Consider the following 24,623-nt stretch of genomic DNA (forward strand, 5'->3'; position numbering starts at 1 on the left):
GTAGTTATTTTATTGATTAGTATCGATTTTTTCCTTGATAGAGCATTTCGATCATCCGGTCATTATTTGCGATTAGACAGGCACTTTATAAGCGGCTTAGGCTTGACCCCGCAGTCCTGAAGCAATATCCGCGAAGTGCATAAACCTGTGCAGCCTGTAATTAACGGCTACTTAAAGTTAGTTATTCATGCACACAAGAAAACAGTCATTAACAATGACTCGGCATTAGGCGCAGCCTACGTGCAATGTCCTGGAGAAGTATCATGAGCGAAGTTGAACGCTATAAACCGTACAAGGGGGCGGCGGCCGGTTGGGGCGCATTGATTGCCGTGACCAGGAACTGGCTGGGCAGCGAAAACGCTTTCAAGAATATTCGCACCATGCTCAAGACCAACCAGAACGGCGGTTTCGACTGCCCGGGCTGTGCCTGGGGCGAGTCGCCGGAAAACGGCATGGTCAAGTTCTGCGAGAACGGCGCCAAGGCGGTCAACTGGGAAGCCACCGGGCGCCTGGTCAACCCGGCCTTCTTCAACAAATACACGGTGTCGGCACTGGCGGCGCAAAGCGACTACTGGCTCGAATACCAGGGCCGCCTGACCCACCCGATGCGTTACGACGCCAGCCTGGATCGTTACGTCGAAACCAGCTGGGACGACGCCTTCGCCCTGATCGCCAGGCACCTGAACGGGCTGGAGTCGCCCGACCAGGCCGAGTTCTACACCTCGGGCCGGGCCAGCAACGAAGCCGCCTACCTCTATCAACTGTTCGTGCGCGCCTACGGCACCAACAACTTCCCCGACTGCTCGAACATGTGCCACGAGGCCAGCGGCCTGGGCATGGACGACAGCGTCGGCGTGGGCAAGGGCACGGTGACCTTCGAGGACCTGGGGGAAGCCGACGCGATTTTTGTCATCGGCCAGAACCCCGGCACCAACCACCCGCGGATGCTCGAACCGCTGCGTGAAGCGGTGAAACGCGGTGCCCAGGTGATCTGTTTCAACCCGCTGAAAGAGCGTGGCCTGGAACGCTTCCAGCACCCGCAGCATCCGCTGGAGATGCTCACCAACGGCTCCGAGCCCACCTCCTCCGCCTACTTCCGCCCGGCCCTGGGCGGCGACATGGCAGCCATGCGCGGCATCGCCAAGTTCCTCTGGCAGTGGGAACGCGAAGCCCTGGCCAACAACGGCGAGGCGGTATTCGACCGCGCCTTCATCGCCGAGCACACCTCGGGCCTGGACGCCTACCTGGCCGAAGTCGACGCCACCAGTTGGGAGCACATCCTTGAACAGTCCGGGCTGTCCCTGGAGGACATCGAGCTGGCCGCGCGCATGTACCGCAAGGCCAAGCGGGTAATCATGTGCTGGGCCATGGGCGTGACCCAGCACACCCACTCGGTGCTGACCGTGCAGGAAGTGGTCAACGTGCAACTGCTGCGCGGTAATATCGGCCGTCCGGGCGCCGGGCTGTCGCCGGTGCGCGGCCACAGTAACGTGCAGGGCGACCGCACCATGGGCATCAACGAACTGGCTCCCACCGAGTTGCTCGATGCCCTGGAAGCGCGTTTTGCCTTCAAGGCGCCGCGCAAGCACGGGCACAACACGGTGATGGCGATCGCCGCCATGGAAGAAGGTCGGGCCAAGGTGTTCATCGGCCTGGGGGGCAACTTCGCCCAGGCCACCCCCGACAGCCCGCGCACCCATGCCGCGCTGCGCAACTGCGAGCTGACCGTGCACATCGCCACCAAGCTCAACCGCAGCCACCTGGTCACCGGCCGCGAGGCGCTGATCCTGCCATGCCTGGGGCGCACCGATATCGACCTGCAAGCCCAGGGCCCGCAAGGCGTCACCGTGGAAGACACCTTCAGCATGGTGCACATCTCCCACGGCCAGCTGAAACCCAAGTCACCGCTGATGCGTTCGGAACCGGCGATCATCGCCGGGATCGCCAACGCCACCCTCGGCAGCCACCCCATCGACTGGCTCTGGGTGATCGAGGACTACAGCCGCATCCGCAACCTGATCGCCGACACCATTCCCGGCTTCAAGGACTTCAACCAGAAGCTGCTGCACCCCGGTGGTTTCCACCTGGGTAACGACGCCGCCCAGCGCATCTGGAAAACCGCCACCGGCAAGGCCCAGTTCACTCCCGGCGTATTGCCGGAACACCTGGTGAGCCAGGGCGTGCGCGACCTGGGCGTGAAGCCGGAGCTGATCCTGCAGACCATGCGTTCCCACGACCAGTACAACACCACCCTGTATGGCCTGGACGATCGTTATCGCGGGGTCTACGGCATGCGCGACGTGGTCTTCGTCAACGAGCAGGACATTCGCAAGCTGGGTTACGAGCCGGGGCAGAAGGTCGACATGATCTCGCTGTGGGGCGACGGTCGCGAGCGCCGGGTGAGCGGCTTCACCCTGATCGCCTACGACATTCCAGCCGGCCAGGCCGCCGCCTACTACCCGGAAACCAACCCTCTGGTGCCGCTGGAAAGCTACGGCGACCGCACCTTCACCCCGACCTCGAAGTTCATCGCGATTCGCCTTGAACCGGCGCCGGTCAGCAACCTGATCCAGTCCTCCGTCGATTGAACCTGCCCGGGGCGGCGCGCGTCGCCCCGGCCCTTTCGAAACCTGCATTGCCGTTGACCGCGAGCCGCGAGGCTCATGCGGTCGGCCGGGCTGTGCACAGGTATCGAACCACTCTGAGGGTATCGTCATGTCAAACCTGGAAGCGCTCGACCTGGCGCGAATTCAATTCGCGTTCACGGTCTCGTTCCACATCATCTTTCCCGCCATCACCATCGGGCTGGCCAGCTTCCTGGCAGTGCTCGAAGGCCTCTGGCTGAAAAGCAATAACTCGGTCTACAAGGACCTGTATCACTTCTGGTCGAAAATCTTTGCCGTCAACTTCGGCATGGGGGTGGTCTCCGGGCTGGTCATGGCCTACGAGTTCGGCACCAACTGGAGTCGCTTCTCGGACTTCGCCGGGAGCATTACCGGGCCCCTGCTGACCTATGAAGTGCTGACCGCATTTTTCCTCGAGGCCGGTTTCCTCGGGGTGATGCTGTTCGGCTGGAACCGGGTCGGCCGTGGGCTGCACTTCTTCTCCACGGTCATGGTGGCGATCGGCACGCTGATCTCGACCTTCTGGATCCTCGCCTCCAACAGCTGGATGCAAACGCCACAGGGCTTCTCCATCGTCGATGGGCGGATCGTGCCGATGGACTGGCTGGCCATCGTGTTCAACCCGTCGTTCCCGTTCCGCCTGGCGCACATGGCGATCGCCGCGTTCGTCGCCACGGCGTTTTTTGTCGGCTCGTCCGCGGCCTGGCACCTGCTGCGCAAGAACGACACGCCACAAGTGCGCAAGATGCTGTCGATGGCGATGTGGATGGCCCTGATCGTCGCGCCGATCCAGGCGGTGGTCGGCGATGCCCACGGCCTGAACACCCTGGAACATCAGCCGGCGAAAATCGCCGCCATCGAAGGCCACTGGGAAAACATCGGCAACGAGCCGACGCCGCTGGTGCTGTTCGGCATCCCCGACATGGACGCCGAGAAGACCGGTTATGCGCTCGAAGTGCCTTACCTGGGCAGCCTGATCCTGACCCACAGCCTGGACCAGCAGATCCCGGCGCTCAAGAGCTTCCCGAAAGAGGACCGGCCGAACGCGACCATCATCTTCTTCAGCTTCCGGATCATGGCCGGGCTGGGCATGTTGATGATCCTCACCGGCCTGCTCGGCCTGGCCTTGCGCCGCAACGGCGCGCTGTATCGCAACCGGCTGTTCCTGCGCCTGGTGCTGTTCATGGGCCCGACCGGCCTGATCGCCATGCTGGCCGGCTGGATCACCACCGAGGTCGGCCGCCAGCCGTGGGTGGTGTACGGCTTGCAGCGCACCGCCGATGCGGCGTCGAACCACTCGGTCAGCCAGTTGAGCATCTCGCTCGCGCTGTTCGTGCTGATCTACTTCTCGGTGTTCACCGTGGGCATCGCCTACATGATGAAGCTGGTCCGCAAAGGCCCGCAGCCGCATCACGATCATCCGCCACAAGGCGGCCCCGGCCAGGACCGCACGCCGCGCCGGCCGCTGTCCGCGGTCACCGAGACCTTCGCGTCCGGCAACCCCGCCAACTGAACAAGGAGCTTGCCCATGGGCATTCAAGGTATAGATCTGTCGTTGATCTGGGGCGTGATCATCGCTTTCGGGGTGATGATGTACGTCATCATGGATGGCTTCGACCTGGGACTGGGGATCCTCTTCCCGCTCATCCCGGACGCGCAGGAGCGCGATGTGATGATGAACACTGTGGCGCCGGTCTGGGACGGTAACGAAACCTGGCTGATCCTCGGTGGCGCGGCGCTGTACGGGGCCTTCCCGCTGGCCTATTCGGTGATTCTGGAGGCCCTGTACCTGCCGCTGATTTTCATGCTGGCCGGCTTGATCTTCCGCGGCGTGGCCTTTGAGTTCCGCTTCAAGGCCAGCCCGGAAAAACGCCATATCTGGGACATGGCGTTCATCGGCGGCTCGCTGCTGGCGACCTTCTGCCAGGGCATCGTGATTGGCAGCTATATCGCCGGGATCCCGGTGGTCGATCGCCAGTTCGCCGGCGACAACCTGGACTGGCTGGCGCCGTTCCCGCTGTTCTGCGGCCTGGGCCTGATCGTCGCCTACGCACTGCTGGGCAGCACCTGGCTGCTGGTCAAGACCGAAGGCATGCTCGAATCGCGTATGCGCCACTACACCCGGCCGCTGGCGTTCGTGCTGATGGCGGTGGTCGCGGTGCTCTGTGTGTGGACGCCCATGCTGCACCCGGAGATCGCCAGCCGCTGGTTCACCCACGCGCATATCGTGGTCTTCGGCGCTCTTGTGGTTCTCGCGCTGCTGGCGCTGTTCGGGCTGCTGCGCACCTTGCGCCAGCATCACTCGCACTGGCCGTTCGTGTTCACCCTGGCGCTGGTGTTCCTCGGCTACATCGGCCTGGCCTTCAGCATCTGGCCGAACATCGTGCCGCCTTCCATCAGCCTGTGGCAGGCTGCATCGCCCCCGTCCAGCCAGCTGTTCATCCTGATCGGCACCCTGTTCATCCTGCCGATCATCCTGATGTACACCTGCTGGAGCTACTACGTGTTCCGCGGCAAAGTGAGGATCGGCGATGGTTACCATTGACAGCGAAACCCTTCGCCCCCCTGCCAGGCTGAGGCCTTTCTACCAACAGGTGGCGCAGCTGAGCCTGCTGTTCCTCGGCGGGCTGGTGATGCTGGCCGCCGCCACCGCACTGATGATGGAGTTGGCTTATGGAACGCTCTGAGGTATCGACCACCGGCCACCCGAGCGCCCCCTGGTATCGGCGGCTGGCATGGCTGGTGGGCATCTGGCTGGGCAGTGTGCTGGCCCTGGGTGCGGTGGCCAGTCTGTTGCGGCTGATGATGCACATGGCCGGCATGACCACTCACTGATTGCTGATCGCACCGGTAAAGGCCCGGTGCCTTTCCCGGTGCGCGGTCCCGGCAACCATTGAATAGCATCCGCCAGATGCAACGAGCCCGCGAGGCCCTCACCTCGCGGGCTCGTTGCATCCGGATCAGGGCTGGCGTTCGGCCAACGCTTCCAGCAGATCGGCCGAAGGCACGAAAAACAGGCCGCCGGTCACCGCCGTGCTGAAATCCAGCAGACGGTCATAGTTGCCCGCCGGCCGACCGACGAACATGTTTTCCAGCATTTGCTCGATGGGCTCCGGCGAACGCGCGTAGCCAATGAAGTAGGTGCCGAACTCCCCCGCCCCGGGCCGGCCGAACGGCATATTGTCGCGCAGGATCTTCACCTCCTCGCCGTCCTTGGTGATGGTGGTCAAGGCACTGTGGGAAGAGGTCGGCTTGACCGCATCGTCGAGTTCGATATCGGACAGCTTCTTGCGCCCGATGATACGTTCCTGCGCCTCGACCGACAGCTCGTTCCAGGCGTTCATGTTGTGCAGGTACTTCTGCACCAGCACATAACTGCCACCGCTGAACGCCGGGTCTTCATCGCCGACCAGGGTGAACTCGATGGCCTTGCGCCCCACCGGGTTTTCCGTGCCATCGACAAAACCGATGATGCTGCGCATGTCGAAATAGCGGAAACCCTGTACCTCATCGACCACCGAGATCGCATCGCCCAATGCCCCGATCAGTTGCGTCGCCAGTTCGAAGCACAGGTCCATCTGGTCCGCGCGAATGTGCAGCAGGAGGTCGCCGGGGGTCGCCACGGCCCGGCGCTCTTGCGGGCCGAACTCGCGAAAGGCGTGCAGCGAGGCTGGGCGCGGCCCGCCGAAGAGCCGGTCCCAGGCCGCCGAAGCAAAACCGCAGACGCACGACAGGTTACCCGCGGGCACCCGCTTGCCGACCGAACGGGTGAGGCCCGCCACATCCTCGCACCAGCCCCGCACCTTGGCGGCGGCGTCACCGCCGGGGGCCAGGGTGGCGACGATAAAGATCGCGCTGCTGGTAATCGGGTTGCAGACGGATTGCGGTTCAGGACTGGCGTCGGATATTGGCATGTTCTGTACTCGGCGGAACGGGATGGAAGGACCGCAGAGTAGCAAACAATCGCCCAGTCACAGCGCCTGAGTGGACCGCAGCGCTCACTGCGCCGCCACCCGACGGCGCAAGCCCAGGCTCCAGCCCTGCTGCATGCCAGCCGCCGCCAGCAGGATGGCGATCACGCCGATCCATTGCAGCAGCTCCAGGCGATGGCCGAAGGCGAACCAGTCGACGAAGATCGCCGCGATCGGATAGATGAACGACAGCGCGCCGGTCAGCGCGGTCGGCAGTTTCTGGATCGCGCCGTACAGCAGCACGTACATCACCCCGGTGTGGACGATGCCCAGGGTCAGCAGGCTGGCCCAGGCCTCCGGTGCCGTGGGCAGCGCGGAGAAGTTGGCCCAGGGCGCCAGCAACAACACCCCGGTGCAGACCTGGATCAACGCGATCAGGTGCGGCGGCGTGCCGGTCAGGCGCTTGATCAAGAGCGCGGCGAAGGCATACAGCAGGGCCGCCCCCAGCGCCAGGGCGATTCCCAACAGATAGCCATTGCCCGCCGCGCCCTGCTCGCCATGAGCGCTGACGATCGCCAACATCCCGGCGAAGGAAATGCTCAGCCAGAACAATTTCTGCGCGGTAATTTTCTCGCCGAGGAACAGCGCCGCCAGCCCCACCAGCATGAACGGCTGGACGTTGTAGACCGCGGTGCCGATGGCGATCGAGGCCCGGGAATAGGAGGCGAACAGCAGCACCCAGTTGCCGACGATGGCGACACCGCTGAGCACGGCGAGGAGAAAGGTGGTGCGCGTCAGGATGCCGGGGCGCAGAAAGCCGAAGCCGGCACAGATCAGCAGCAGGGTCGCCGCGCCGAACACGCAGCGCCAGAACACCACGTCCAGCACCGGCTGCCCGGATACCAGCACGAACCAGCCGATGGTGCCGGAAATCAACATGGCGGCGGTCATTTCCAGTGAGCCGCGGCGTAACAATTTGTCCATGATCATTCTCCTCAACAAGAGCCAAAAGTATGACAATCGGCTCCTGCCCCGCTCAAGACTCAACGGTAGGCTAAAATCGGCTTACACCTTTTTTATCAAGGTATTTCTTAGGTTTTACCTAATGAGGCTGACATGATCGACGAAATTGACCAGGCGCTGATCAGCGCCCTGATGGAAGATTCACGCCGTTCGCTCAAGGCCCTGGCGCAGATCAGCGGGCTGTCCTCGCCCAGCGTCGCCGAACGCCTGCGACGCCTGGAAGAGCGCGGCGTGCTCAAGGCCTATACCATCGAAGTCGACCCGAAGTTCTTCGGCTATCAATTGCAGGCCATCGTGCGCATCCGGCCGCTGCCGGGGAAACTCCAGGAAGTCGAACGACAGATCCTGGCCATCCCCGAGTTCACCGAATGCGACAAGGTCACGGGCGAGGACTGCTTTATCGCCCGCCTGCATGTACGCGACATGGAGCAACTGGACAGCCTGCTCGACCACCTCAACAACTGCGCGGAAACCAACACCGCGATCGTCAAGAAAAGCCCGGTGAAACGGCGGTTGCCGCCGATGGCGTAATGCCTGGGCTCACACACGGCGTTTGCCCCCTGGCACCCAAAAACTGGCTAGACTCAGGGCCTCATCGACGAAGGATTCGCACCGTGAAAACCTCTTTTCTGTTGCTGGCGGCATTGATGCTCTCAGGTTGTGGAACCATCGATACCGTCTTCAGGGAGGATGCGGTGGCCAGCGAGAAACTCAAGGAGCGAAAATCGTACTGCGGTGGCGTCCCGCGTATCTACAGTGGCGTGACTTACGATTTCTGCAGCCTGCACGCCCCTGAGCCAGAGAACGGCGCAACTCATACCGGCCCGGCCTCGAACCAAGCCATGCTGCTCGACATGGCCGTCTCAGGCGTGCTCGACACCTTGTTGTTGCCCTACACCATCTATCAGCAACAAACCGATGGCAGCCTGATCATTGCCGAATAGCGTCCCGGACGTTCAGATCGCAGACAACAAAAAGCCCGCCGAAGCGGGCTTTTTGTTTCAGGCTTGACGATCAGTCGTCGCGACCCATGATGCCGAACAGCTGCAACAGGCTGACGAACAGGTTGTAGATCGATACATACAGGCTGATGGTCGCCATGATGTAGTTACGCTCGCCGCCATGGATGATGGCGCTGGTCTGGTACAGGATGCACACCGAGGAGAACAGCACGAAGCCCGCGCTGATCGCCAGTTGCAGACCGCTGATCTGGAAGAACAGGCTGGCCAGCGTCGCCCCCAGCAGGACGAAGAAACCGGCGGTGATGAAACCACCGAGGAAGCTCATGTCCTTGCGGGAAATCAGCACGTAGGCCGACAGACCACCAAACACCAGCGCAGTCATCGCAAAGGCCGAGCTGACCACTTCCGCACCGCCCTGCATGCCCAAGTAACGGTTGAGGATCGGGCCGAGCAGGAAGCCCATGAAACCGGTCAAGGCAAACGCCGACACCAGGCCCCAGGCCGAATCACGGAGTTTGTTGGTGAGGAAGAACAGACCGTAGAAACCGATCAGCACCACGAAAATGTTCGGATAACCGACCCGCATCTGCTGGGCCACGTAAGCCATCACGCCACTGAAGGCGAGAGTAAGAGCGAGTAAGCCGTAGGTGTTGCGCAGGACGCGGCTAACTTCTAGCTGCTCGGCCTGCACGCTGTTATTAACTGCGTAATCCTGTTCGCGCATGGCGACACTCCTGTTGGTTTGAAACGTTCAGTGGCAAAGATCATAACAGACGCTCTGCAACAAGCTATGTACAGAGTTTGACAGTGTGTTTCATTCAGGTATTATGGCGCCCGCAACAAAAACGGAGGTGTGGCCGAGTGGTTTAAGGCAACGGTCTTGAAAACCGTCGACTGTAACAGGTCCATGAGTTCGAATCCCATCGCCTCCGCCATATTCGTCACGCTAAAGCCCCGATTATTCGGGGCTTTTTCGTTTCTGGGGCTTGAGGATCGACGCTGCTTTTGGGAGTCCCACCACAAAGGTAACCAGCGTCGACAGCGCAACATGGATGGTGAAGACCTTGCCGCCGTTGTTGTGCGGAGTTAATTCAAAAACTTCACAAAAATCAGCTCTGGATCACCAGGGTCAAGATTCTCCACAGTCCCGCTGTATTGATATCCAAGCTGTACCAACAATTGCCGCATGGGTGTATTGGACGTGTTGGTCGAAGTGAAGATCTTTCTGGCAGAGGAACAATGCTCTAAGTGAGCAACGATTTGCCGACCTACACCAGAACGTCTATGAGCGTTTGAGACGACTACAAGCGGGATGAACCACTCCCCGAAAAACTTGTGTCCAAACAGCCGTAACCGATCGGGACACTGGGATCGTTCGTCTCACAAGCAACCCAGCATTCGCCCGTGCCTACTACCCTTTCTATTTGTGCTCGACGGCCGTGATCTTTTGCCGCGATAGGATCCACACGCACCAACCATTCGATATCGCTCAAGACGGCCTGTCTGATTTGCCAATTCATGATCGCGTCCCTGTGCAAGAAGAAGGAGGAGGAGGATACAAAAAGCCCAGCACTCTGGCTGGGCTTCGATTATTTTCTACATGCCATCATCTTGTCGGCGAGAGTTTTGGCTCTTTCGATCAACAGGTTCTGCCTGTCTTCATGAGTGGCCTCTCCTACGACCGGTGCCGTCAGATTACTTTCGGCAATCAACGCAGCGCAGAAGTATTGATCCCAGACTCTTTGCTCAGACGCCTGTTTGCTTACTTGGTCGGCGATCATATGGGGGCTCCTTTTGACGAGGTAGCACCGTCATTTTACGCCTCAATCGCCAACAGCCCCCGCGCTAGCGGATAGCCGGCAAACGGTGTGGAGCCAATTGGACTACACAGGTTTCCGGCGCCGCCTGGCAGCTATTTCACGCCAATATTCTGCGCAAAACGAAGCAGATAGCCATCGGGATCCAGGACCAGGAAATTCCTCTGCCCGAACTGTCGATCATGGCTGCGGTACCAATGTTCTTCGACAGGTCTCCTGATCGGGCAACCGGCGGCCTCAAGCGCGGAAACCAGGGCCGACACATCCGGACACTCGATGGAAAGGTTCATGCCTCGGCCATAGGGAGGCTCCAGGGGGCCGACACGCCAGGGCGAATCGTCATGCCAGTCCTGCTCCAGCATGATCTGGCTGTTGCCAAAGGAGAGAAAGGCAAACTGGTCCTCGGGCCGGTCGTACTCGACCCTGAAACCCAACACATCACAGTAGAAATACAGACTCTGTTTCAGATCCGAAACGATCAATTCCGGCACCAGGGCGTTCAACTTGAACATGTTCTTGTATCCATTCAGTTCCTTGGCCGGCCAATTTACCCTGGTTCTCAGTCATTGCCGGCTTATTTGGCACTCGGCATGACCTGTCATTGAACCTTCTGCCCGCTGCCAATCTTCTTGGCCCTGTCGATCCCCCACTCAAACGCATCTTCCATGTCCAGGCCATCCGGGGCCAGGTCGTTGTCTTCGACAATAACGCTGCCATCCGGCTTGTAGATGCCGATGAACATCTTGAGCGAGCCATCTCTGAGGATCTCTGATCGCACCTTGATCTTGCACCCATTGGAAAGGGTTTCACTGTGGTTCAAATGACGCTCAGTCATGGCCGCATCCCTCAGTAGATGAAGTTCGAGTAAGGCACAGCCCATTGATTCATGCCAGTCGATAGGCCCCCATCAAGAGTTAGAGACGACAGGTCAGATTTTCCGAAGACAATAAAAAGCCCCGCACAGTGGCGAGGCTGTTTTTGTATCTATCAGCACTTCAGCCGGCAGGTTTCAGTGGCGCCGGGGCGGCCATGACATAGCGGGACATCAGGTAGGCGACCAGGCCGCCCAATGCCGCGCCCGCTGCATCGGCCAGAAACAGCGCCAGTTGAGAGGCCGAATGCTGGTAGACCCTGCACATCGCCACCCAGGCGTTTTCCATGAAGCCGGAAGCCCAGTCCCAGCCGCAGGGGTAGACCATCAAGAAGGCCAGCCCGGCGAGGGTGACCCATCCGGACAACCTGGACGGAGTCTGCGAGAAGACGAACCGGGCCAGCTGGCAGATACCGACAAAGAGCCAGGCCGCCAGCATGCTTCTCATGAATTGGTCGAATAACTCGAAAAAGGCCATGGCGCCCTACGCTGAAAAATCACCGAACGATGATAGCCATTCGTGTCGCCATAAAAAACCCGGCGCAGCGGCCGGGTTTTCATCAATCGTTTAACGGTGCCCGTAGGCGGCCCCAGCGCCGGCCTTCCTTAACGTCCAGCGGCCTGGCAAGCTCCTGCACCCTCTTCCCCGGCTCCAACTGCGACCTGGACCAGGGCTTCCAGCAAGGCCTCGGTGTGATTGATCGATTCCCGGATCTCATCGAAGGCATCCTCCAGATCGCGCACCTTTGCTGTCGCCGAAGCGCCGCACAGGGCTTGCTGGATCTGGAACTCATCCTGCCTGAATTGCAGGACATTGGCCCGCAGGCCTTCAATACGAAGGGACAACTGCGAGATGTGATGACGGCGACGCTGAACCATTTCCGATTCTCCTTCATGGCCCTCTTACTTATTCAGATCGTCGCGCGCCGACAGATGTTCAGCGGTTCCTGACCAAAGGCACAGCGTGCCATGCCAGTGGCCAAGCCCTCAAAGCTTGCTGTCCAGCGCCACCAGCAAGGCCGCGTCCCGTCCGTAGATGTCCGGGGCATAGGACAGCTGGCCATGGCTGTCGGCTTGCGCCGTCCAGTACGTGAGCAGGATCGGTACCGGCGTCGATAGCCTGAACTCATGAGTGAGCCCGGTGCTCAGCAATTCGTCGGTGCGCACCCGTTCCGCCGGGCTCACCAGCAGATCGCGCAGATGCAACGCATGCTCGACCCGCACGCAGCCCGAACTGAAGGCCCTTGGCCCCTTGTTGAACAGCGCCTGGCTGGGCGTGTCGTGCAGGTACACCGAGAACGGGTTGGGGAAGCGGATCGCCATCTGCCCCAGCGGGTTTCTCGGTCCGGCTTCCTGGCGCAGGAGGATATTGCCGGGGTTGTCCCAGTCGATATCCTCCACCGCCAGGGGATGCCCTTCGCTGTCGAGCACCTGCAGGTTCTGCCGATTGAGGAAGGACTGGTCGCGGCGAATTTCCGGCAGCTTGTCTTCGCGGAAAATGGTCGGCGGCACCGTCCAGGTCGGGTTCAGGGTCAGGCGCGTGACCTGGGATTTCAACAAGGGCGTCTGGCGCTCGGCACGCCCCACCTGGGTCCGGGTCTGCCAGACCGGCACGCCGCCCTGATAGACGATCAACTGCGCCGCGGCCAGGTTGACCAGCAGGCTGTCGGGCTCCATGTCCTGCGCCAGCCAGCGAAAGCGTTCGAGGTTGATGCGCAGCTGTTCGCGGCGCATCTGCGGGCTGATGTTCAGTTCATTCAAGGTCCCCGCGCCGATCACCCCATCGGCTTGCAGCGAATGGCTGAGCTGGAAGCTTTTCACCGCACTCACCAGGTCGCTGCTGTAAAGGGTGTCGCCTTCGTTGGCGAGGGTGCTCAGGTACCCCTCCTTGAACAGCCGTTGCGCCAGTTCCGGCACTCGCGCGTCCTGCATCTGCGGACGCAACAGCGGCCCGCTGGGAAGCGGCTGCCAATGGGGCAACGCCAGCTGGCGCTGCTGGGCATACAGCTGGCGCAGGTTCTGATATTGCTCGAGGCTCGGCCGCGCCAGCGCGAAGGCCGCCGGGATGTCCTGCAGGCCGGGCCCGGCGATGGCAAGCACCTGCGCCTGGCGATCCAGCTGTGAGGGATGGGCGTGCCACATCGGCTCGAAACGGGCCTGCGACAGACGGCCGTAATGCAGGTCATGCAAGGCCTGCAGGTAATGCTGGCTGAAGCTCAGGTCGGCGCACAGCGCGTCGCCCGCGAGCGCACTGGCCGGCGAACGGTAGTCGGCCGGGTCCAGGCCATCGTCGGCCAGTTGCTGCAACTGGGCCTGCAACGCCTCCAAACGTGCGCTGGACGACCAGAGCGGCTGATCACCCTGCTGTTGGTAAAAAGCCTGTAACAGGCTCTGGGTGGGAATGTCCAGGTGCACCGCCAACACCGGACAGGCATCGGACAATCGAGTGAATACCTGTTGCACAGGATTCTCATGATCGACCAGTACATCCTGAGCAGTCGCGACCAACGGCGCAGCGAGCAGGAAAAGGCTCAAGTAACATGCGTGTTTTTTGAACAACTGCTTTACTCCAATCATGGCCATCATTGTGATGGTCAACCTCGGCAGTGGCTGCGAAAAATCATCCAACCACCTGTAACCAGAACTGCCAGGAGAGCGACAGGACGTCAGGAGCCAAAGTGACTGTGGGGACACTCTAGAATGCTGACCTTCTTGCGCCGGCTCTGTCTGGCAATGACCACCCTAGGCGCGATCTGCAGCCCCGCGCTCGCCGCCAACAACACGATTCCGCTGCTTTACAACAGCCTCGCCCACGCCGCTCCAGAACTCAATCCCCAAGTGCTGAAAAGTGCCTTGAGCGCCATGCAATGCGCAGTCAACAGTGGCGCCAGGCAGGCCCGGCACCTGGCGGTCATCGACTATTCGCAACCTTCCACCGCCCGCCGCCTGTGGATCTTCGACTTGAATAAAAGAACCCTGGTGCTGCGCGACCTGGTCGCCCATGGGCAGAAATCCGGGGAGAACTTCGCCACCCAGTTTTCCAATCGCATGGGCAGTTTCCAGTCCAGCCTCGGCCTGTTCCGCACCCAGGAAAGTTATGAAGGCAGCCACGGTTATTCGCTGCGCATGGACGGCCTGGAGCCAGGTTTCAATGACCTCGCCCGCGATCGGGATATCGTGATTCACGCGGCCGACTATGTGAGCCCCCTGTGGAGCCGACGCCAAGGGCGCATCGGCCGCAGCCTGGGTTGCCCGGCCGTGCGTCCGCAGGTGGCGCGCCAGGTGATCGACCGCCTCAAGGACGGTCAGTTCATGTTTTCCTGGTACCCCGACCAGCGTTGGCTGAAATCCTCGCCCTACCTCAACTGCCAGCCACGCCAGGTGGCCAGCATTGTCGCCGCCAGCGGTGGTTAACCCGTTCGCTCCTTAACCGGCGGCCGAGGCCGCCGTTTCCGGCTCTTCGGGTATTTTGACGAAGATGCTGTATTTCGCTCCCTCCATCGCTTCAAAGGCGATGAGCTTGTCCACCAGCGGGCCGCTCAGCACTTTGCCGGCATTGAGCAACAGCATGCCATTGTCGGCATTCAGGTTGCGCGCCAGGGTCATGCCCGGGGCCAGGTCGCGCGTCGTCAGGACCCTGACCGTCGGATCGGCCAGGGTGACATCGCTCTGATAAGCCGCACAGACGCCGACGAAATCCTCCACCAGGTCGGGGTCGTAGAGTTTGCCGGCGTATTTGCGAATGAACAGCAGCGCCTCATCGCTGTTCATCTGCCGTTCGAGTATCAGCCCGCGTTGCAGCTCGATGAAGTCCACGGCCAGCTTGAGCCAGCGCGAGCCCAGCGGAATGGCCTCGCCCTTGAGATGATCGGGAAAACCGCTGCCATCCCAGCGTTCCTGGTGATGCAGGATGATGCGCGCCGCGTCCTTCATCGGCTCCAGGGTCATCAGCAGCGACTCGCTCTGCTTCGGGTAAGCCCGGTACAGGTCGCGCTCGTTGTGGTGCAGCAGGTCCGCGGGCGCGGTCATCATGCTGTCGGTCCAGCTCAGCTTGCCGATGTTGTACAGCGCGGCGGCCATGGCCATGTTGCGGCTGTCGGCTTCGTCCAGGCCATGGGTGATGCAATAGACACGAATCAGCTCAATGATCTGCCGGTTGGTCTGCTTGGCCTTGGGCAAGCGCAGGTTGGCCAGCAGCGAAAACACCTCGGTACCGGTCACGTAGCTGCGCTTGAGCTCTTCATACGCCAGATCGAGCATGTCGGCGGTCTGTTGCAGTTCGGCGGTGCGCGCCGCCACATGCTTTTCCAGGGTCGAGTTGAGGGTTTTCAATTGCTCGTTCTGTTGCCGGGTCAGGGCTTCCAGACGCTGGCGCTCGCTTTCGGAATTGTGATGGGCCAGGGCCTGGCGCAGCGTCACCAGCATGTCCTCGTCGTTCCAGGGCTTGCTGATATACCGATGGATCTGCCCTTCATTAATGGCCTTGGCGATCAAGGCCATGTCGGCATAACCAGTGAGCAGGATGCGCAGCGTCGATGGATAACGCTGATGGATATGGGCCAGCAAGGTCGCGCCGTCCATGCTCGGCATGCGGGCGTCACTCATGACCACGTCGACCGGCCGCTGTTCGAGGATCTCCAGGGCCTTGGCACCGCTGTCGGCCAACAGGATGTCGTAAGGCTGGCTGCGTAACAGCCGACGAAGGCTATTGAGAATCGATTCCTCATCGTCGACCAGCAGTACCGTCGGTCTGTCCTGGGCTGCGCCCGCTGTATGTTCTTCCATGGTTCCCCCTCCCCTTTGACTTCGATCAGACCTGCCTTCTGGGACAGGCTAGATGACTTGTAGTGTTTCGGCATGAATTCGACGCCGCCCGATTAGCGCATACGGGGGAGCCTGACTATGCTCAAGGCCAAAATGGATTGCATGTTCAGGAAGCAGGAAGGGAAGCCCGATGAGCTTATATACAAGGTGCCCGCACCGAGTTGGAGCACGCCGATGATGGTGTCGGCAGACCGGACCAACCGGCGAATTCTGATCGTCGACGACACGGCGTCGATCCATGAGGACTTTCACAAGATCCTCGCCTGCACGGATGCCCCCGGGGACAGCCTCAGCGACGCCGAAGCCGCCCTGTTCGGTACGCCCGTCAGTGCCTCGCTGGAGCATTTTTTCCTCGACTCGGCGTTTCAGGGCCGGGAGGCGCTGGACAAGGTGCAGGCAGCGCTGGATCACGATGCGCCTTATGCCATGGCGTTCATCGACATGCGCATGCCGCCCGGCTGGGACGGCCTGGAAACCATCGAGCGGCTGTGGCAGGTCGACCCCAAGCTGCAAATCGCCCTGTGCACCGCCTACTCCGACTATTCTTGGGAAGACATCGCCGAGCGCCTGCAACTGGGCGACCGCCTGCTGATCCTGAAAAAGCCCTTCGACGCCATCGAGATCCGCCAGATGGCCAGCGCCCTGACCGTAAAATGGCAGATGACCGAAGACGCCGAGCTGAAAATGGATCAGCTGGAGCAAGCGGTCGAGGAGCGCACCCGCGAGTTGGCCGACGCCAACATCATCGTGCAGAACAGCCCCACCATCCTCTATCGTCTGCGGGGCGAGCCATCGTTCACGCTGATGTACATCTCCCACAACATCACCAAGTTCGGCCATGTGGCGGCGCAACTGGTGGCTTCGGCCGACTGGGCCCAGACCCTGATCCACCCCGACGACCAGGCCAAGGTCAAGAACGCCATGCTGCGGATCCTCGATCGGGATGTGGCGGGAGCCTCCATCGAGTTCCGCATGCGCACCGGTGATGGTGCCTTTCGCTGGGTGGAAAACCGCTATATTCCGGTACGCAACGACCAGGGCCAATTGGTCGAGGTGGAAGGGATCATCCTCGACATTACCGAACGCAGGCTGGCCGAAGAAAAAATGGCCCTGATGGCCCGCACCGACAGCCTGACCGGGCTGGCCAACCGCGCCACCCTGATCGAGCGCCTGCATCAGGCATTCGCCGCGGCCCGACGGGGAGCCGCGCCCTTCGCGATGTTTTACCTGGACCTGGACCACTTCAAGCGCATCAACGACACCCTCGGCCACCCCATTGGTGACTTGCTGCTGCAGGAAGTGGCCCGGCGCATCAAGGCCTGCACCCGGGAAAACGATGTGGTGGCGCGCCTGGGCGGCGACGAGTTCGCGATCCTGCAACTGGACGTCGACGAGGCCACGCATTGCGCCGCGCTGGCGACGAAAATCCGCGACACCCTGCTGCTCCCCTACTCCCTGGAAGGCAACGAGGTGCGCATCTCGGTGAGCATCGGCATCAGCCTCTACAGCCCGCAGACCCTGAGTGCCGACAGCCTGATGGCGCAGTCGGACATGGCGCTGTATCGCTCCAAGGACAAGGGCCGCAACCAGTTCCATTTCCACAGCGAGGAAATCAATCAGGAGGTCACGGAGCGGGTGACCCTGGCCAACGACCTGAAGCTGGCCCTGGAACGCGACGAACTGCACCTGCATTACCTGCCGGAAGTCGATCTGGGTACCGGCAGGATCCTCGGCATGGCGACCCAGGTTCGTTGGCTCCACCCCCTGCGCGGCTGGCTCGAGGCCGAGGATTTCATGCCCGCGGCCGAGAAGACCGGCATCGTCATCGCCCTCGGTCATTGGCTGCTGGACCAGGCCTGCCGGCAGATGCGCGCCTGGCGCGACCAGAACGTGGCACCGCCATTGATTGCGATCCATTTGTCCCTGGTCCAGCTCAAGACCGGGCCAGAACTGATCTACGACGTATTACGCACCACCGCGCGCTGGGACCTGTGCCCGTGGGACCTGAGATTCGACGTGACCGAGGGCACCCTGGCCCAGACCAAGTGGACCCACAACGACATCCTGCCCAGGCTGTGCGAGCTGGGCGTGAAGATCGCCATCGACGATTTCGGCACCGAGTATTCCTCGTTCGACTACCTCAAGACCTACAGGGTCAACCACCTCAAGCTGGCCCAGCGCTTTCTCGACAGCGCCAGCAGCGACCCGGACAACGCCATGACGCTCCGGGCCATCCTCAACTTCGCCCGCGAGGTGGGCATCGGGGTCACCGCTGATGGGGTGGAAACCCAGGAGCAGCGCACGACCTTGATATCCAGCGGCACGTCACTGGGGCACTCGCTCGGTGCGGCGGTCGACAGCGACCAGGCTGGCGAACTGCTCAAGGCCAGGTCTGCTGCTGTGGATGGCAGCACCAGGTCGGCGGATCCGACGTCGGAGAATTTCAGGTGAGCCCGTTATCCGTGGTGCCCAATCGGCGAATTCTGATCATCGACGACACACCGGCGATCCATCAGGACTTTCGCAAGATTCTCAGCCCCGAAGACGAAGGGCCTCTGGGCAACACCGAAGCCTTGCTGCTGGGCGCCAGCCGCAGACCCCATCAGCACTTCGAGCTTGACTCGGCCTACCAGGGCGAGGAAGCCGTGGAACTGGTCAAGCGCGCCCAGGCCGAAGGCCGGCCGTATGCCCTGGCCTTTATCGACATGCGCATGCCACCCGGCTGGGATGGCCTGCAGACCATCGAGCATCTGTGGAAAACCGATCCGCAGTTGCAGATCGCCCTATGTACCGCGTTCTCCGATTATTCATGGGAAGCCATGGCCGAACGTATCGAGTTCGGCGACCAGCTGCTGATCCTGAAAAAGCCGTTCGACAGCCTCGAAATTCGCCAGATGGCCAGCGCCCTGACCTGGAAATGGCAACTGGCGCAGGACGCGGCGAGCAAGATGCGCAACCTGGAACAGACCATCGAGGAACGGGTCCAGGAACTGCTGAGCGTGTCGCACCTGCTGCACTACGATGTGCTCACCGGGCTGCCCAACAGTACCTTGCTCGGTGATCGCCTGACCCAGCATCTGTCCCAGTCCCGCCGCCATGACCGCCAGTTGGCGGTGATGTTCATCGGCCTGGACCGTTTCAAGCGCATCAACAACGCACTCGGTCACCCGGCGGGAGACGAGATGCTCAAGCTCGTCGCCCGCAGCCTGGCGACCACGGTGCGCGAAACCGACTCGGTATTTCGCTACGGTTCGGACGAGTTCGTGGTGATTATCGGCGACATCCTGCACCCACAGCAGACCCGAGGGGTGGCCGAAAAAATCCTGGCCGCCATCAATACCCCTCATTCCGTGGCGGGCCACGACCTGACGGTCACCGCCAGTCTGGGCATCAGCATCTATCCCTACGACGGCGCCGATGCCGTAACGCTGATCAAGAACGCCGAGACGGCCATGCGCAACGTCAAGGACTGCGGCCCCAACAACTTCAGCTTTTTCATCGAAGACATGAACCTGCGCGCGCGCCAGCAGCAGACCCTGGAAACCGGCCTGCGCCTGGCGTTGCAGCGTGAGGAGTTCGTCCTGCACTACCAGCCCAAGCTGGACCTGGCGCGGGGCACGGTGGTCGGTGCCGAGGCTCTGGTTCGCTGGAACCGGCCCGGCCATGGCTGGGTGTTCCCCTCGGACTTCATCCCGGTGGCCGAAGACAGCGGGCTGATCGCCGCCCTCAGCCAATGGGTATTGCGCCGTGCCTGCCTGCAATCGCAGGCCTGGCAAGCGCAAGGCCTGCCGCCCATCTGCATGTCGGTGAATGTGTCGGCCATCGACTTCCGTCAGCACGACTATGTCGAACGCCTCACCCGCACGCTGGCCGAGACCGGGCTCGACCCGACATTGCTGGAACTGGAAATCACCGAAAGCGTGCTGATGCAGAACGTCGACGCCACCATCGCCACGCTCCATGCCATCAAGCAGCTGGGGGTTCGCCTGGCCATCGACGACTTTGGCACCGGCTACTCGAGCTTGAGCTACCTGCAGAAATTCCCGGTCGACGTGTTGAAGATCGACCAGTCGTTCGTGCGTGACCTGGGCACCGACAGCAACGACGCGAAACTGGTCAGCAGCATCATCGACCTGGGTAAAAGCCTCAACCTGAGCATCATCGCCGAAGGCGTGGAGACCGCCGAACAACTGGACTTTCTCAAGCGTCACCACTGCGAGGAAGGCCAGGGTTTCTACTTCAGCAAGGCCGTGGAACCCGAGGAGTTCGCCCGCTTCCTGACCGAATCCCAGCGACCTCACCTGCCCCATCCATGAAGTTGTGCCTGGTAAGGATACCGACCATGTCGTCACTTGCATTACTCCTTTCGGCCAACCTGCTGCTCGCTCCAGGCGCCGAGGCCGCGCCATTGGAAGGACCGCTCAAACCCCTCCCCGCAGCACCGGCGCTGGACAGCAAGCGGGTCGAACTGGGACGACGCTTGTTCAACGACCCGCGCCTGTCGGTGAACAACAGCCTGTCGTGCGCCAGTTGTCATCGCCTTGATCGAGGCGGTGCCGATACCGTTCCGCACTCCCTGGGTTTCGATGGCAAGCCCGTGGGGGTCAACACCCCGAGCGTGTTCAACGCCAGCCTGAACTTCCACCAGTTCTGGGATGGTCGGGCCGAAACCCTGGAAGACCAGGTGCACATCGTGGTGCAGAGCCCCAGCGAAATGGGCAGCGACTGGAAAGTCGTGGTACAGCGCATCGCCGACGACCCGGCCTATCGCACCGCCTTCGCCGATGCCTACCCCGGTGGTGTGTCCCAGGCCAACATCCAGGGTGCCCTGGCCGATTACGAACGCACCCTGCTCAGCGCCAACTCGCGCTTCGACCGATACCTGGCGGGCAACACCGAGATCCTCGACATCGAGGAAAAGTACGGCTACCAGCGCTTCCAGGAATACGGCTGCATCGCCTGTCACCAGGGGGTGAATATCGGCGGCAACATGTTCCAGAAGTTCGGCGTGCTCGGCGACTACTTCGCGGCCCGGGGCAACCCTACCGAAGCCGACCTGGGGCGCTTCAACGTCACGGGCGAAGAAGACGACCGCAATGTGTTCAAGGTGCCGAGCCTGCGTAACGTCGCGGTCACGGCGCCGTACTTCCACGACGGTTCGCAAGCCACCCTCGAAGGCGCCGTGGCGGTGATGTTCAAGTACCAGCTGGGACGTACGCCGTCCGAGGAAGACAAACGCCTGATCGTCAAATTCCTCAAGACCCTGACCGGCGAATGGGAAGGCAACCCCTTATGAAAGTATCCCGTCGCGTAAGCATCCTGTTGCTGGCCGCCCTGGCGGTATTGATGGCTTCGATCCTGCTCTTTCTCTACCTCAAGTCCAGGTCCGACCAGACCGTGACCTACACCGAATCGCGCGACCTGATCCGCCAGATCAAGCAGCAGGACTCGCTGTGGGAAAACGAAATACTCAAGGCCAGGGTGGCCATCACCCATAACTACGATCCGCTGGTTTCACCCCTGGGCGAGATGATGCGCCTGTGGCAGAAATTCGACTCGATGGAGGCGCAGAACCAGCGCAACGATTCGCCGCTGTGGCGCAATGCCCATGACGGCTACCTGAACGCGATAAAGGAAAAGACCCGGCTGGTGGAACAGTTCAAGTCGCACAACTCTGTGCTGCGCAACTCCCTGGCCTTTCTGCCGACCGCCGAGGACGATATCCAGCAGGAGCTCGCCCAACTGCACGACGCGGACAAACTGCAACTGCAGAACATCGCCACCGATACCTACGACCTGTTGCTCAGCAGCCTGGAGTTCGCCCAGGTCACCTCCGACGACAGGGCCGCGGACATCCTGGTAGGCCTGAACAAGCTGACGGTCAACAAGGAGCGCTTGCCCACGGACTTCCATGGCCTGATCGATACCCTCAGCAACCACGTCGAGCTGATCCTGCGCGAGCAACCCAAGGTCAACCGCCTGCTGGAGGAAATCGAAGTGGTGCCGGTCGACGAGCGCCTGGACGACATCACCGTCCTGCTCAACCGCGACCAGCAACAGGCCGAGGCCGTCGACCAGCGATACCATTTCTACCTGCTGCTGTTTTCCGCGCTGCTGGTACTGCTGTTGATCTGGCTGGGCATTCGCCTGATCCGCAGTTTTGCCGAGATCAACCAGATGAACCGCGCCCTGGTGGCCGCCAACGACGAACTCGAACAACGGGTCGAAGAGCGCACGCGCCAGCTCAAGGACACCCAGAGCGAACTGCTCGACACCGCCCGCCAGGCCGGCATGGCGGAAATCGCCACCAATGTCCTGCACAACGTCGGTAACGTGCTCAACAGCGTGAACATCTCCGCCGACCTGGTCAGCCGCAAGCTGCGCAACAGCAAGGCCCAGGGGCTGGGCAAGGCGATGCAGTTGATCAACCAACACAAGCAGGACCTGGGCAGCTATCTCACCGAGGACGAAAAGGGCAAATTGCTACCCGGCTACCTGAACCAGCTGGTCGAGGCCATCGACCTGGAACAGCAAGGCATGACCGAGGAGCTGAGCCAACTGAGCAAAAGCGTCGATCACATCAAGGACATCGTCGCTACCCAGCAATCCTATGCGGGTGCCAGCAGCCTGCTGGAACCGCTGTCGGTCAGCGAACTGCTCGAAGACGCGCTGCGCATGAACTCCGGCGCCCTCACCCGCCATCATGTGACCGTGCGCAAGGAATACGCCGACGTACCACTGATCATGGGCGACAAGCACCGCCTGCTGCTGATCCTGATCAACCTGATCAGCAACGCCAAGTACGCCATGTCCGACCTGTCCAACCAGACGCGTAACATGACCCTGGCGGCAGCGGTGGTCGACGGCGAGACCTTGCAGATCAGCGTGCGCGACGAAGGCGAAGGCATCGCTCCGGAAAACATGACCCGCATCTTTGCCCACGGCTTCACCACCCGCAAGGAAGGCCATGGGTTCGGCCTGCACAGTTGCGCCCTGGCGGCCATCGAGATGAATGGCCACCTGACTGCCCACAGCGACGGCCCGGGCAAAGGCGCGCTGTTCGTCCTGCAGATCCCCCTGATCACCGCCGAGGTTGAGGCATGAACAACCCGATAAACCGGCGCATCCTGCTGATTGACGACACCCCGGCGATCCACGACGACTTCCGCAAGATCCTTACGCCCAAGACCGGCGACAGCGCCGACCTCGATGCGATGGAAAGCGCGCTGTTCGGCAGCGCGCCAAAAACCGCCGCCACAGTGTTCGAACTGGATTCGGCCTACGGTGGCCAGGAAGGCCTGGGCAAACTGCTGGAAGCGGCGGGCAAGGGCCAACCCTATGCCCTGGCCTTCGTCGACATGCGCATGCCCGATGGCTGGGACGGCGCGCAAACCATCGAAGAGTTGTGGAAGCACGACCCACTGCTGCAAGTGGTGGTGTGCACCGCCTACTCCGACTATTCCTGGGACGAGTTGCTCGATCGCCTGAACGGCCACGACCGGCTGCTGATCCTGAAAAAGCCCTTCGACAATATCGAAGTCCAGCAGATGGCCAACACCCTCACCACCAAATGGGAAATGACCATGCGCGCGCAGCTGCAGATGAGCGAGCTGGAAGAACGGGTGGAGCAACGTACCCTGGCGTTCAAGCAGGCCAGCGCCGCGCTGCGACGGGAAATCGACGAGCGCAAGCTGCTGGAAAGCCAACTGGTGCAATCGGAAAAGCTCGCCTCCCTGGGCCAGCTGGCCGCCGGGGTAGCCCATGAGATCAACAACCCGGTCGGCTTCATTTCCTCCAACCTCGGCGCCCTGGACAACTACTTCAAGCGCCTGCAGGAGATGCTCGAGGCTTACGGCAATGCCGAAACCGGGATCGGCGCCAGCGAGCTGCGCGATCGGCTGAAACAGTTGCGCACGGATATCGAGCTGGATTTCCTCCTCGAGGACATTCCGCTGCTGATCAAGGAGTCCAAGGACGGCATCGGCCGGGTCAGCCAGATCGTCAAGGACCTCAAGGACTTTTCCCGGGTCGATTCGACCCAGGAATGGCAATGGGCGAACCTGCAACAGGGCATCGACTCGACCCTGAACATCGTCGCCGCCGAGATCAAGTACAAGGCCGACGTGATCAAGGAGTACGCCGAGCTGCCGGAGGTCGAGTGCCTGCCTTCGCAGATCAACCAGGTGGTGATGAACCTGATCGTCAACGCCGCCCAGGCCATGGGCAGCGAACGGGGCACCATCACCCTGCGCAACGGCGTCGAGGGCGAGAACGTGTGGATCGAAGTGGCCGACAATGGCTCGGGCATCCCGCCGGACAGCCTGCAGAAAATCTTCGACCCGTTTTTCACCACCAAACCCGTGGGCCAGGGCACGGGGCTGGGGCTGTCGCTGTCCTACGGCATCGTCAAGAAACACCGCGGCGACATCTCGGTGCGCAGCGAGGTCGGTGTCGGCACCACCTTCCGCGTCGAGCTTCCGGTGCGTCAGAACAGAAAGGCCAGTTGAGTTGCGGCATCTCTTGCCCAGTGCCTGTCCCCCCAGCGAGGCCATTTCGGCCGAAGCGAGCCAGAACAAAAAAGGCGGCCCGAA

At 61.5% G+C, this 24,623-nt stretch carries 24 protein-coding genes and 1 tRNA gene; 15 read left to right on the forward strand and 10 right to left on the reverse strand.

The window, feature by feature from the left end:
• Positions 1 to 263 precede the first annotated feature (263 nt).
• From AC07PQ_RS03680 to AC07PQ_RS03700, 5 genes are all read left to right on the forward strand, one after another.
• Positions 264 to 2,588 carry an FdhF/YdeP family oxidoreductase gene (locus tag AC07PQ_RS03680; RefSeq protein ID WP_007929318.1) on the forward strand — a complete coding sequence of 775 codons (2,325 nt, stop codon included), beginning with the start codon at positions 264 to 266 and terminating at the stop codon, positions 2,586 to 2,588.
• Between the two features lie 127 nt (positions 2,589 to 2,715).
• Entirely contained in the window at positions 2,716 to 4,137 is a 1,422-nt protein-coding gene (locus tag AC07PQ_RS03685; protein WP_007929317.1) for a cytochrome ubiquinol oxidase subunit I, read from the forward strand.
• Between the two features lie 15 nt (positions 4,138 to 4,152).
• Positions 4,153 to 5,169, forward strand: coding sequence for a cytochrome d ubiquinol oxidase subunit II (cydB, locus tag AC07PQ_RS03690; RefSeq protein WP_007929316.1), 1,017 nt, complete (start codon positions 4,153 to 4,155; stop codon positions 5,167 to 5,169).
• Complete coding sequence (locus AC07PQ_RS03695; RefSeq protein WP_007929315.1) at positions 5,156 to 5,311, forward strand: hypothetical protein; 156 nt, start codon at positions 5,156 to 5,158, stop codon at positions 5,309 to 5,311. Before cydB ends, AC07PQ_RS03695 begins: the two co-directional genes overlap by 14 nt.
• Complete coding sequence (locus tag AC07PQ_RS03700) at positions 5,298 to 5,459, forward strand: DUF2474 domain-containing protein (RefSeq protein WP_007929314.1); 162 nt, start codon at positions 5,298 to 5,300, stop codon at positions 5,457 to 5,459. Before AC07PQ_RS03695 ends, AC07PQ_RS03700 begins: the two co-directional genes overlap by 14 nt.
• A 125-nt stretch (positions 5,460 to 5,584) precedes the next feature.
• Here AC07PQ_RS03700 and AC07PQ_RS03705 read toward each other — a convergent pair whose 3' ends face one another.
• Positions 5,585 to 6,538 carry a Dyp-type peroxidase gene (locus AC07PQ_RS03705; protein ID WP_007929313.1) on the reverse strand — a complete coding sequence of 318 codons (954 nt, stop codon included), beginning with the start codon at positions 6,536 to 6,538 and terminating at the stop codon, positions 5,585 to 5,587.
• Positions 6,539 to 6,622: 84 nt separating this feature from the next.
• Entirely contained in the window at positions 6,623 to 7,519 is an 897-nt protein-coding gene (locus AC07PQ_RS03710; protein WP_493184406.1) for a DMT family transporter, read from the reverse strand.
• Between the two features lie 132 nt (positions 7,520 to 7,651).
• On the opposite strand from AC07PQ_RS03710, the gene AC07PQ_RS03715 reads away from it, so the two are divergent.
• Positions 7,652 to 8,089, forward strand: coding sequence for an Lrp/AsnC family transcriptional regulator (locus AC07PQ_RS03715; RefSeq protein WP_007929311.1), 438 nt, complete (start codon positions 7,652 to 7,654; stop codon positions 8,087 to 8,089).
• 83 nt (positions 8,090 to 8,172) lie between these two features.
• On the forward strand, positions 8,173 to 8,502 hold the full coding sequence (locus tag AC07PQ_RS03720; protein ID WP_277589185.1) for a YceK/YidQ family lipoprotein: 330 nt from the start codon (positions 8,173 to 8,175) through the stop codon (positions 8,500 to 8,502).
• Between the two features lie 70 nt (positions 8,503 to 8,572).
• Here the strand turns inward: AC07PQ_RS03720 and AC07PQ_RS03725 are convergent, their stop codons facing one another.
• Complete coding sequence (locus tag AC07PQ_RS03725) at positions 8,573 to 9,244, reverse strand: Bax inhibitor-1/YccA family protein (RefSeq protein ID WP_007929309.1); 672 nt, start codon at positions 9,242 to 9,244, stop codon at positions 8,573 to 8,575.
• A 123-nt stretch (positions 9,245 to 9,367) separates the two neighbouring features.
• Here AC07PQ_RS03725 and AC07PQ_RS03730 point away from each other — a divergent pair.
• Positions 9,368 to 9,455, forward strand: a tRNA-Ser gene (locus tag AC07PQ_RS03730).
• 151 nt (positions 9,456 to 9,606) lie between these two features.
• Here the strand turns inward: AC07PQ_RS03730 and AC07PQ_RS03735 are convergent.
• The 5 genes from AC07PQ_RS03735 to AC07PQ_RS03755 all read right to left on the reverse strand — a co-directional run bounded on the left by AC07PQ_RS03735 (position 9,607) and on the right by AC07PQ_RS03755 (position 11,656).
• Positions 9,607 to 9,867 carry a GNAT family N-acetyltransferase gene (locus AC07PQ_RS03735; protein WP_349775294.1) on the reverse strand — a complete coding sequence of 87 codons (261 nt, stop codon included), beginning with the start codon at positions 9,865 to 9,867 and terminating at the stop codon, positions 9,607 to 9,609.
• A gap of 242 nt (positions 9,868 to 10,109) precedes the next feature.
• Positions 10,110 to 10,301, reverse strand: a complete 192-nt coding sequence (locus AC07PQ_RS03740; RefSeq protein WP_007929308.1) for a hypothetical protein — start codon at positions 10,299 to 10,301, stop codon at positions 10,110 to 10,112.
• 131 nt (positions 10,302 to 10,432) lie between these two features.
• The gene (locus AC07PQ_RS03745; protein ID WP_007929307.1) at positions 10,433 to 10,849 is read right to left on the reverse strand and encodes a bleomycin resistance protein; all 417 of its coding nucleotides are present in this window, start codon (positions 10,847 to 10,849) and stop codon (positions 10,433 to 10,435) included.
• 86 nt (positions 10,850 to 10,935) lie between these two features.
• Positions 10,936 to 11,172: a hypothetical protein gene (locus tag AC07PQ_RS03750; protein ID WP_007929299.1), complete on the reverse strand. Its 237-nt coding sequence runs from the start codon at positions 11,170 to 11,172 to the stop codon at positions 10,936 to 10,938.
• 160 nt (positions 11,173 to 11,332) lie between these two features.
• Complete coding sequence (locus tag AC07PQ_RS03755; RefSeq protein WP_493184405.1) at positions 11,333 to 11,656, reverse strand: hypothetical protein; 324 nt, start codon at positions 11,654 to 11,656, stop codon at positions 11,333 to 11,335.
• Positions 11,657 to 11,715: 59 nt separating this feature from the next.
• On the opposite strand from AC07PQ_RS03755, the gene AC07PQ_RS03760 reads away from it, so the two are divergent.
• Positions 11,716 to 12,159 carry a hypothetical protein gene (locus tag AC07PQ_RS03760; RefSeq protein ID WP_495072381.1) on the forward strand — a complete coding sequence of 148 codons (444 nt, stop codon included), beginning with the start codon at positions 11,716 to 11,718 and terminating at the stop codon, positions 12,157 to 12,159.
• Between the two features lie 36 nt (positions 12,160 to 12,195).
• Here the strand turns inward: AC07PQ_RS03760 and AC07PQ_RS03765 are convergent, their stop codons facing one another.
• Complete coding sequence (locus AC07PQ_RS03765; RefSeq protein WP_493184404.1) at positions 12,196 to 13,767, reverse strand: L,D-transpeptidase family protein; 1,572 nt, start codon at positions 13,765 to 13,767, stop codon at positions 12,196 to 12,198.
• Between the two features lie 141 nt (positions 13,768 to 13,908).
• On the opposite strand from AC07PQ_RS03765, the gene AC07PQ_RS03770 reads away from it, so the two are divergent.
• Positions 13,909 to 14,622, forward strand: a complete 714-nt coding sequence (locus tag AC07PQ_RS03770) for a murein L,D-transpeptidase catalytic domain family protein (RefSeq protein WP_007929291.1) — start codon at positions 13,909 to 13,911, stop codon at positions 14,620 to 14,622.
• 12 nt (positions 14,623 to 14,634) lie between these two features.
• Here the strand turns inward: AC07PQ_RS03770 and nosR are convergent, their stop codons facing one another.
• Positions 14,635 to 15,993: a response regulator c-di-GMP phosphodiesterase, NosR family gene (gene nosR / locus AC07PQ_RS03775; protein ID WP_493184403.1), complete on the reverse strand. Its 1,359-nt coding sequence runs from the start codon at positions 15,991 to 15,993 to the stop codon at positions 14,635 to 14,637.
• Positions 15,994 to 16,206: 213 nt separating this feature from the next.
• Between nosR and AC07PQ_RS03780 the strand changes: the two genes are divergently transcribed.
• From AC07PQ_RS03780 to AC07PQ_RS03800, 5 genes are read left to right on the forward strand one after another with little or no spacing between them, the layout of a single operon-like run.
• Positions 16,207 to 18,483: a GGDEF/EAL domain-containing response regulator gene (locus AC07PQ_RS03780; RefSeq protein ID WP_037035443.1), complete on the forward strand. Its 2,277-nt coding sequence runs from the start codon at positions 16,207 to 16,209 to the stop codon at positions 18,481 to 18,483.
• Positions 18,480 to 20,348 (forward strand): putative bifunctional diguanylate cyclase/phosphodiesterase, encoded by a 1,869-nt coding sequence (locus tag AC07PQ_RS03785; RefSeq protein ID WP_007929286.1) that lies wholly within the window; start codon positions 18,480 to 18,482, stop codon positions 20,346 to 20,348. Before AC07PQ_RS03780 ends, AC07PQ_RS03785 begins: the two co-directional genes overlap by 4 nt.
• A 26-nt stretch (positions 20,349 to 20,374) precedes the next feature.
• Positions 20,375 to 21,328 carry a cytochrome-c peroxidase gene (locus AC07PQ_RS03790; RefSeq protein ID WP_007929285.1) on the forward strand — a complete coding sequence of 318 codons (954 nt, stop codon included), beginning with the start codon at positions 20,375 to 20,377 and terminating at the stop codon, positions 21,326 to 21,328.
• Positions 21,325 to 23,136, forward strand: a complete 1,812-nt coding sequence (locus AC07PQ_RS03795; protein ID WP_007929284.1) for a DAHL domain-containing sensor histidine kinase — start codon at positions 21,325 to 21,327, stop codon at positions 23,134 to 23,136. Before AC07PQ_RS03790 ends, AC07PQ_RS03795 begins: the two co-directional genes overlap by 4 nt.
• Positions 23,133 to 24,539 carry an ATP-binding protein gene (locus tag AC07PQ_RS03800; RefSeq protein ID WP_493184402.1) on the forward strand — a complete coding sequence of 469 codons (1,407 nt, stop codon included), beginning with the start codon at positions 23,133 to 23,135 and terminating at the stop codon, positions 24,537 to 24,539. The genes AC07PQ_RS03795 and AC07PQ_RS03800 overlap by 4 nt, the downstream gene beginning before the upstream one ends.
• Positions 24,540 to 24,623 lie beyond the last annotated feature (84 nt).

It is taken from the genome of Pseudomonas sp. GW821-FHT09E12, from assembly GCF_059416085.1.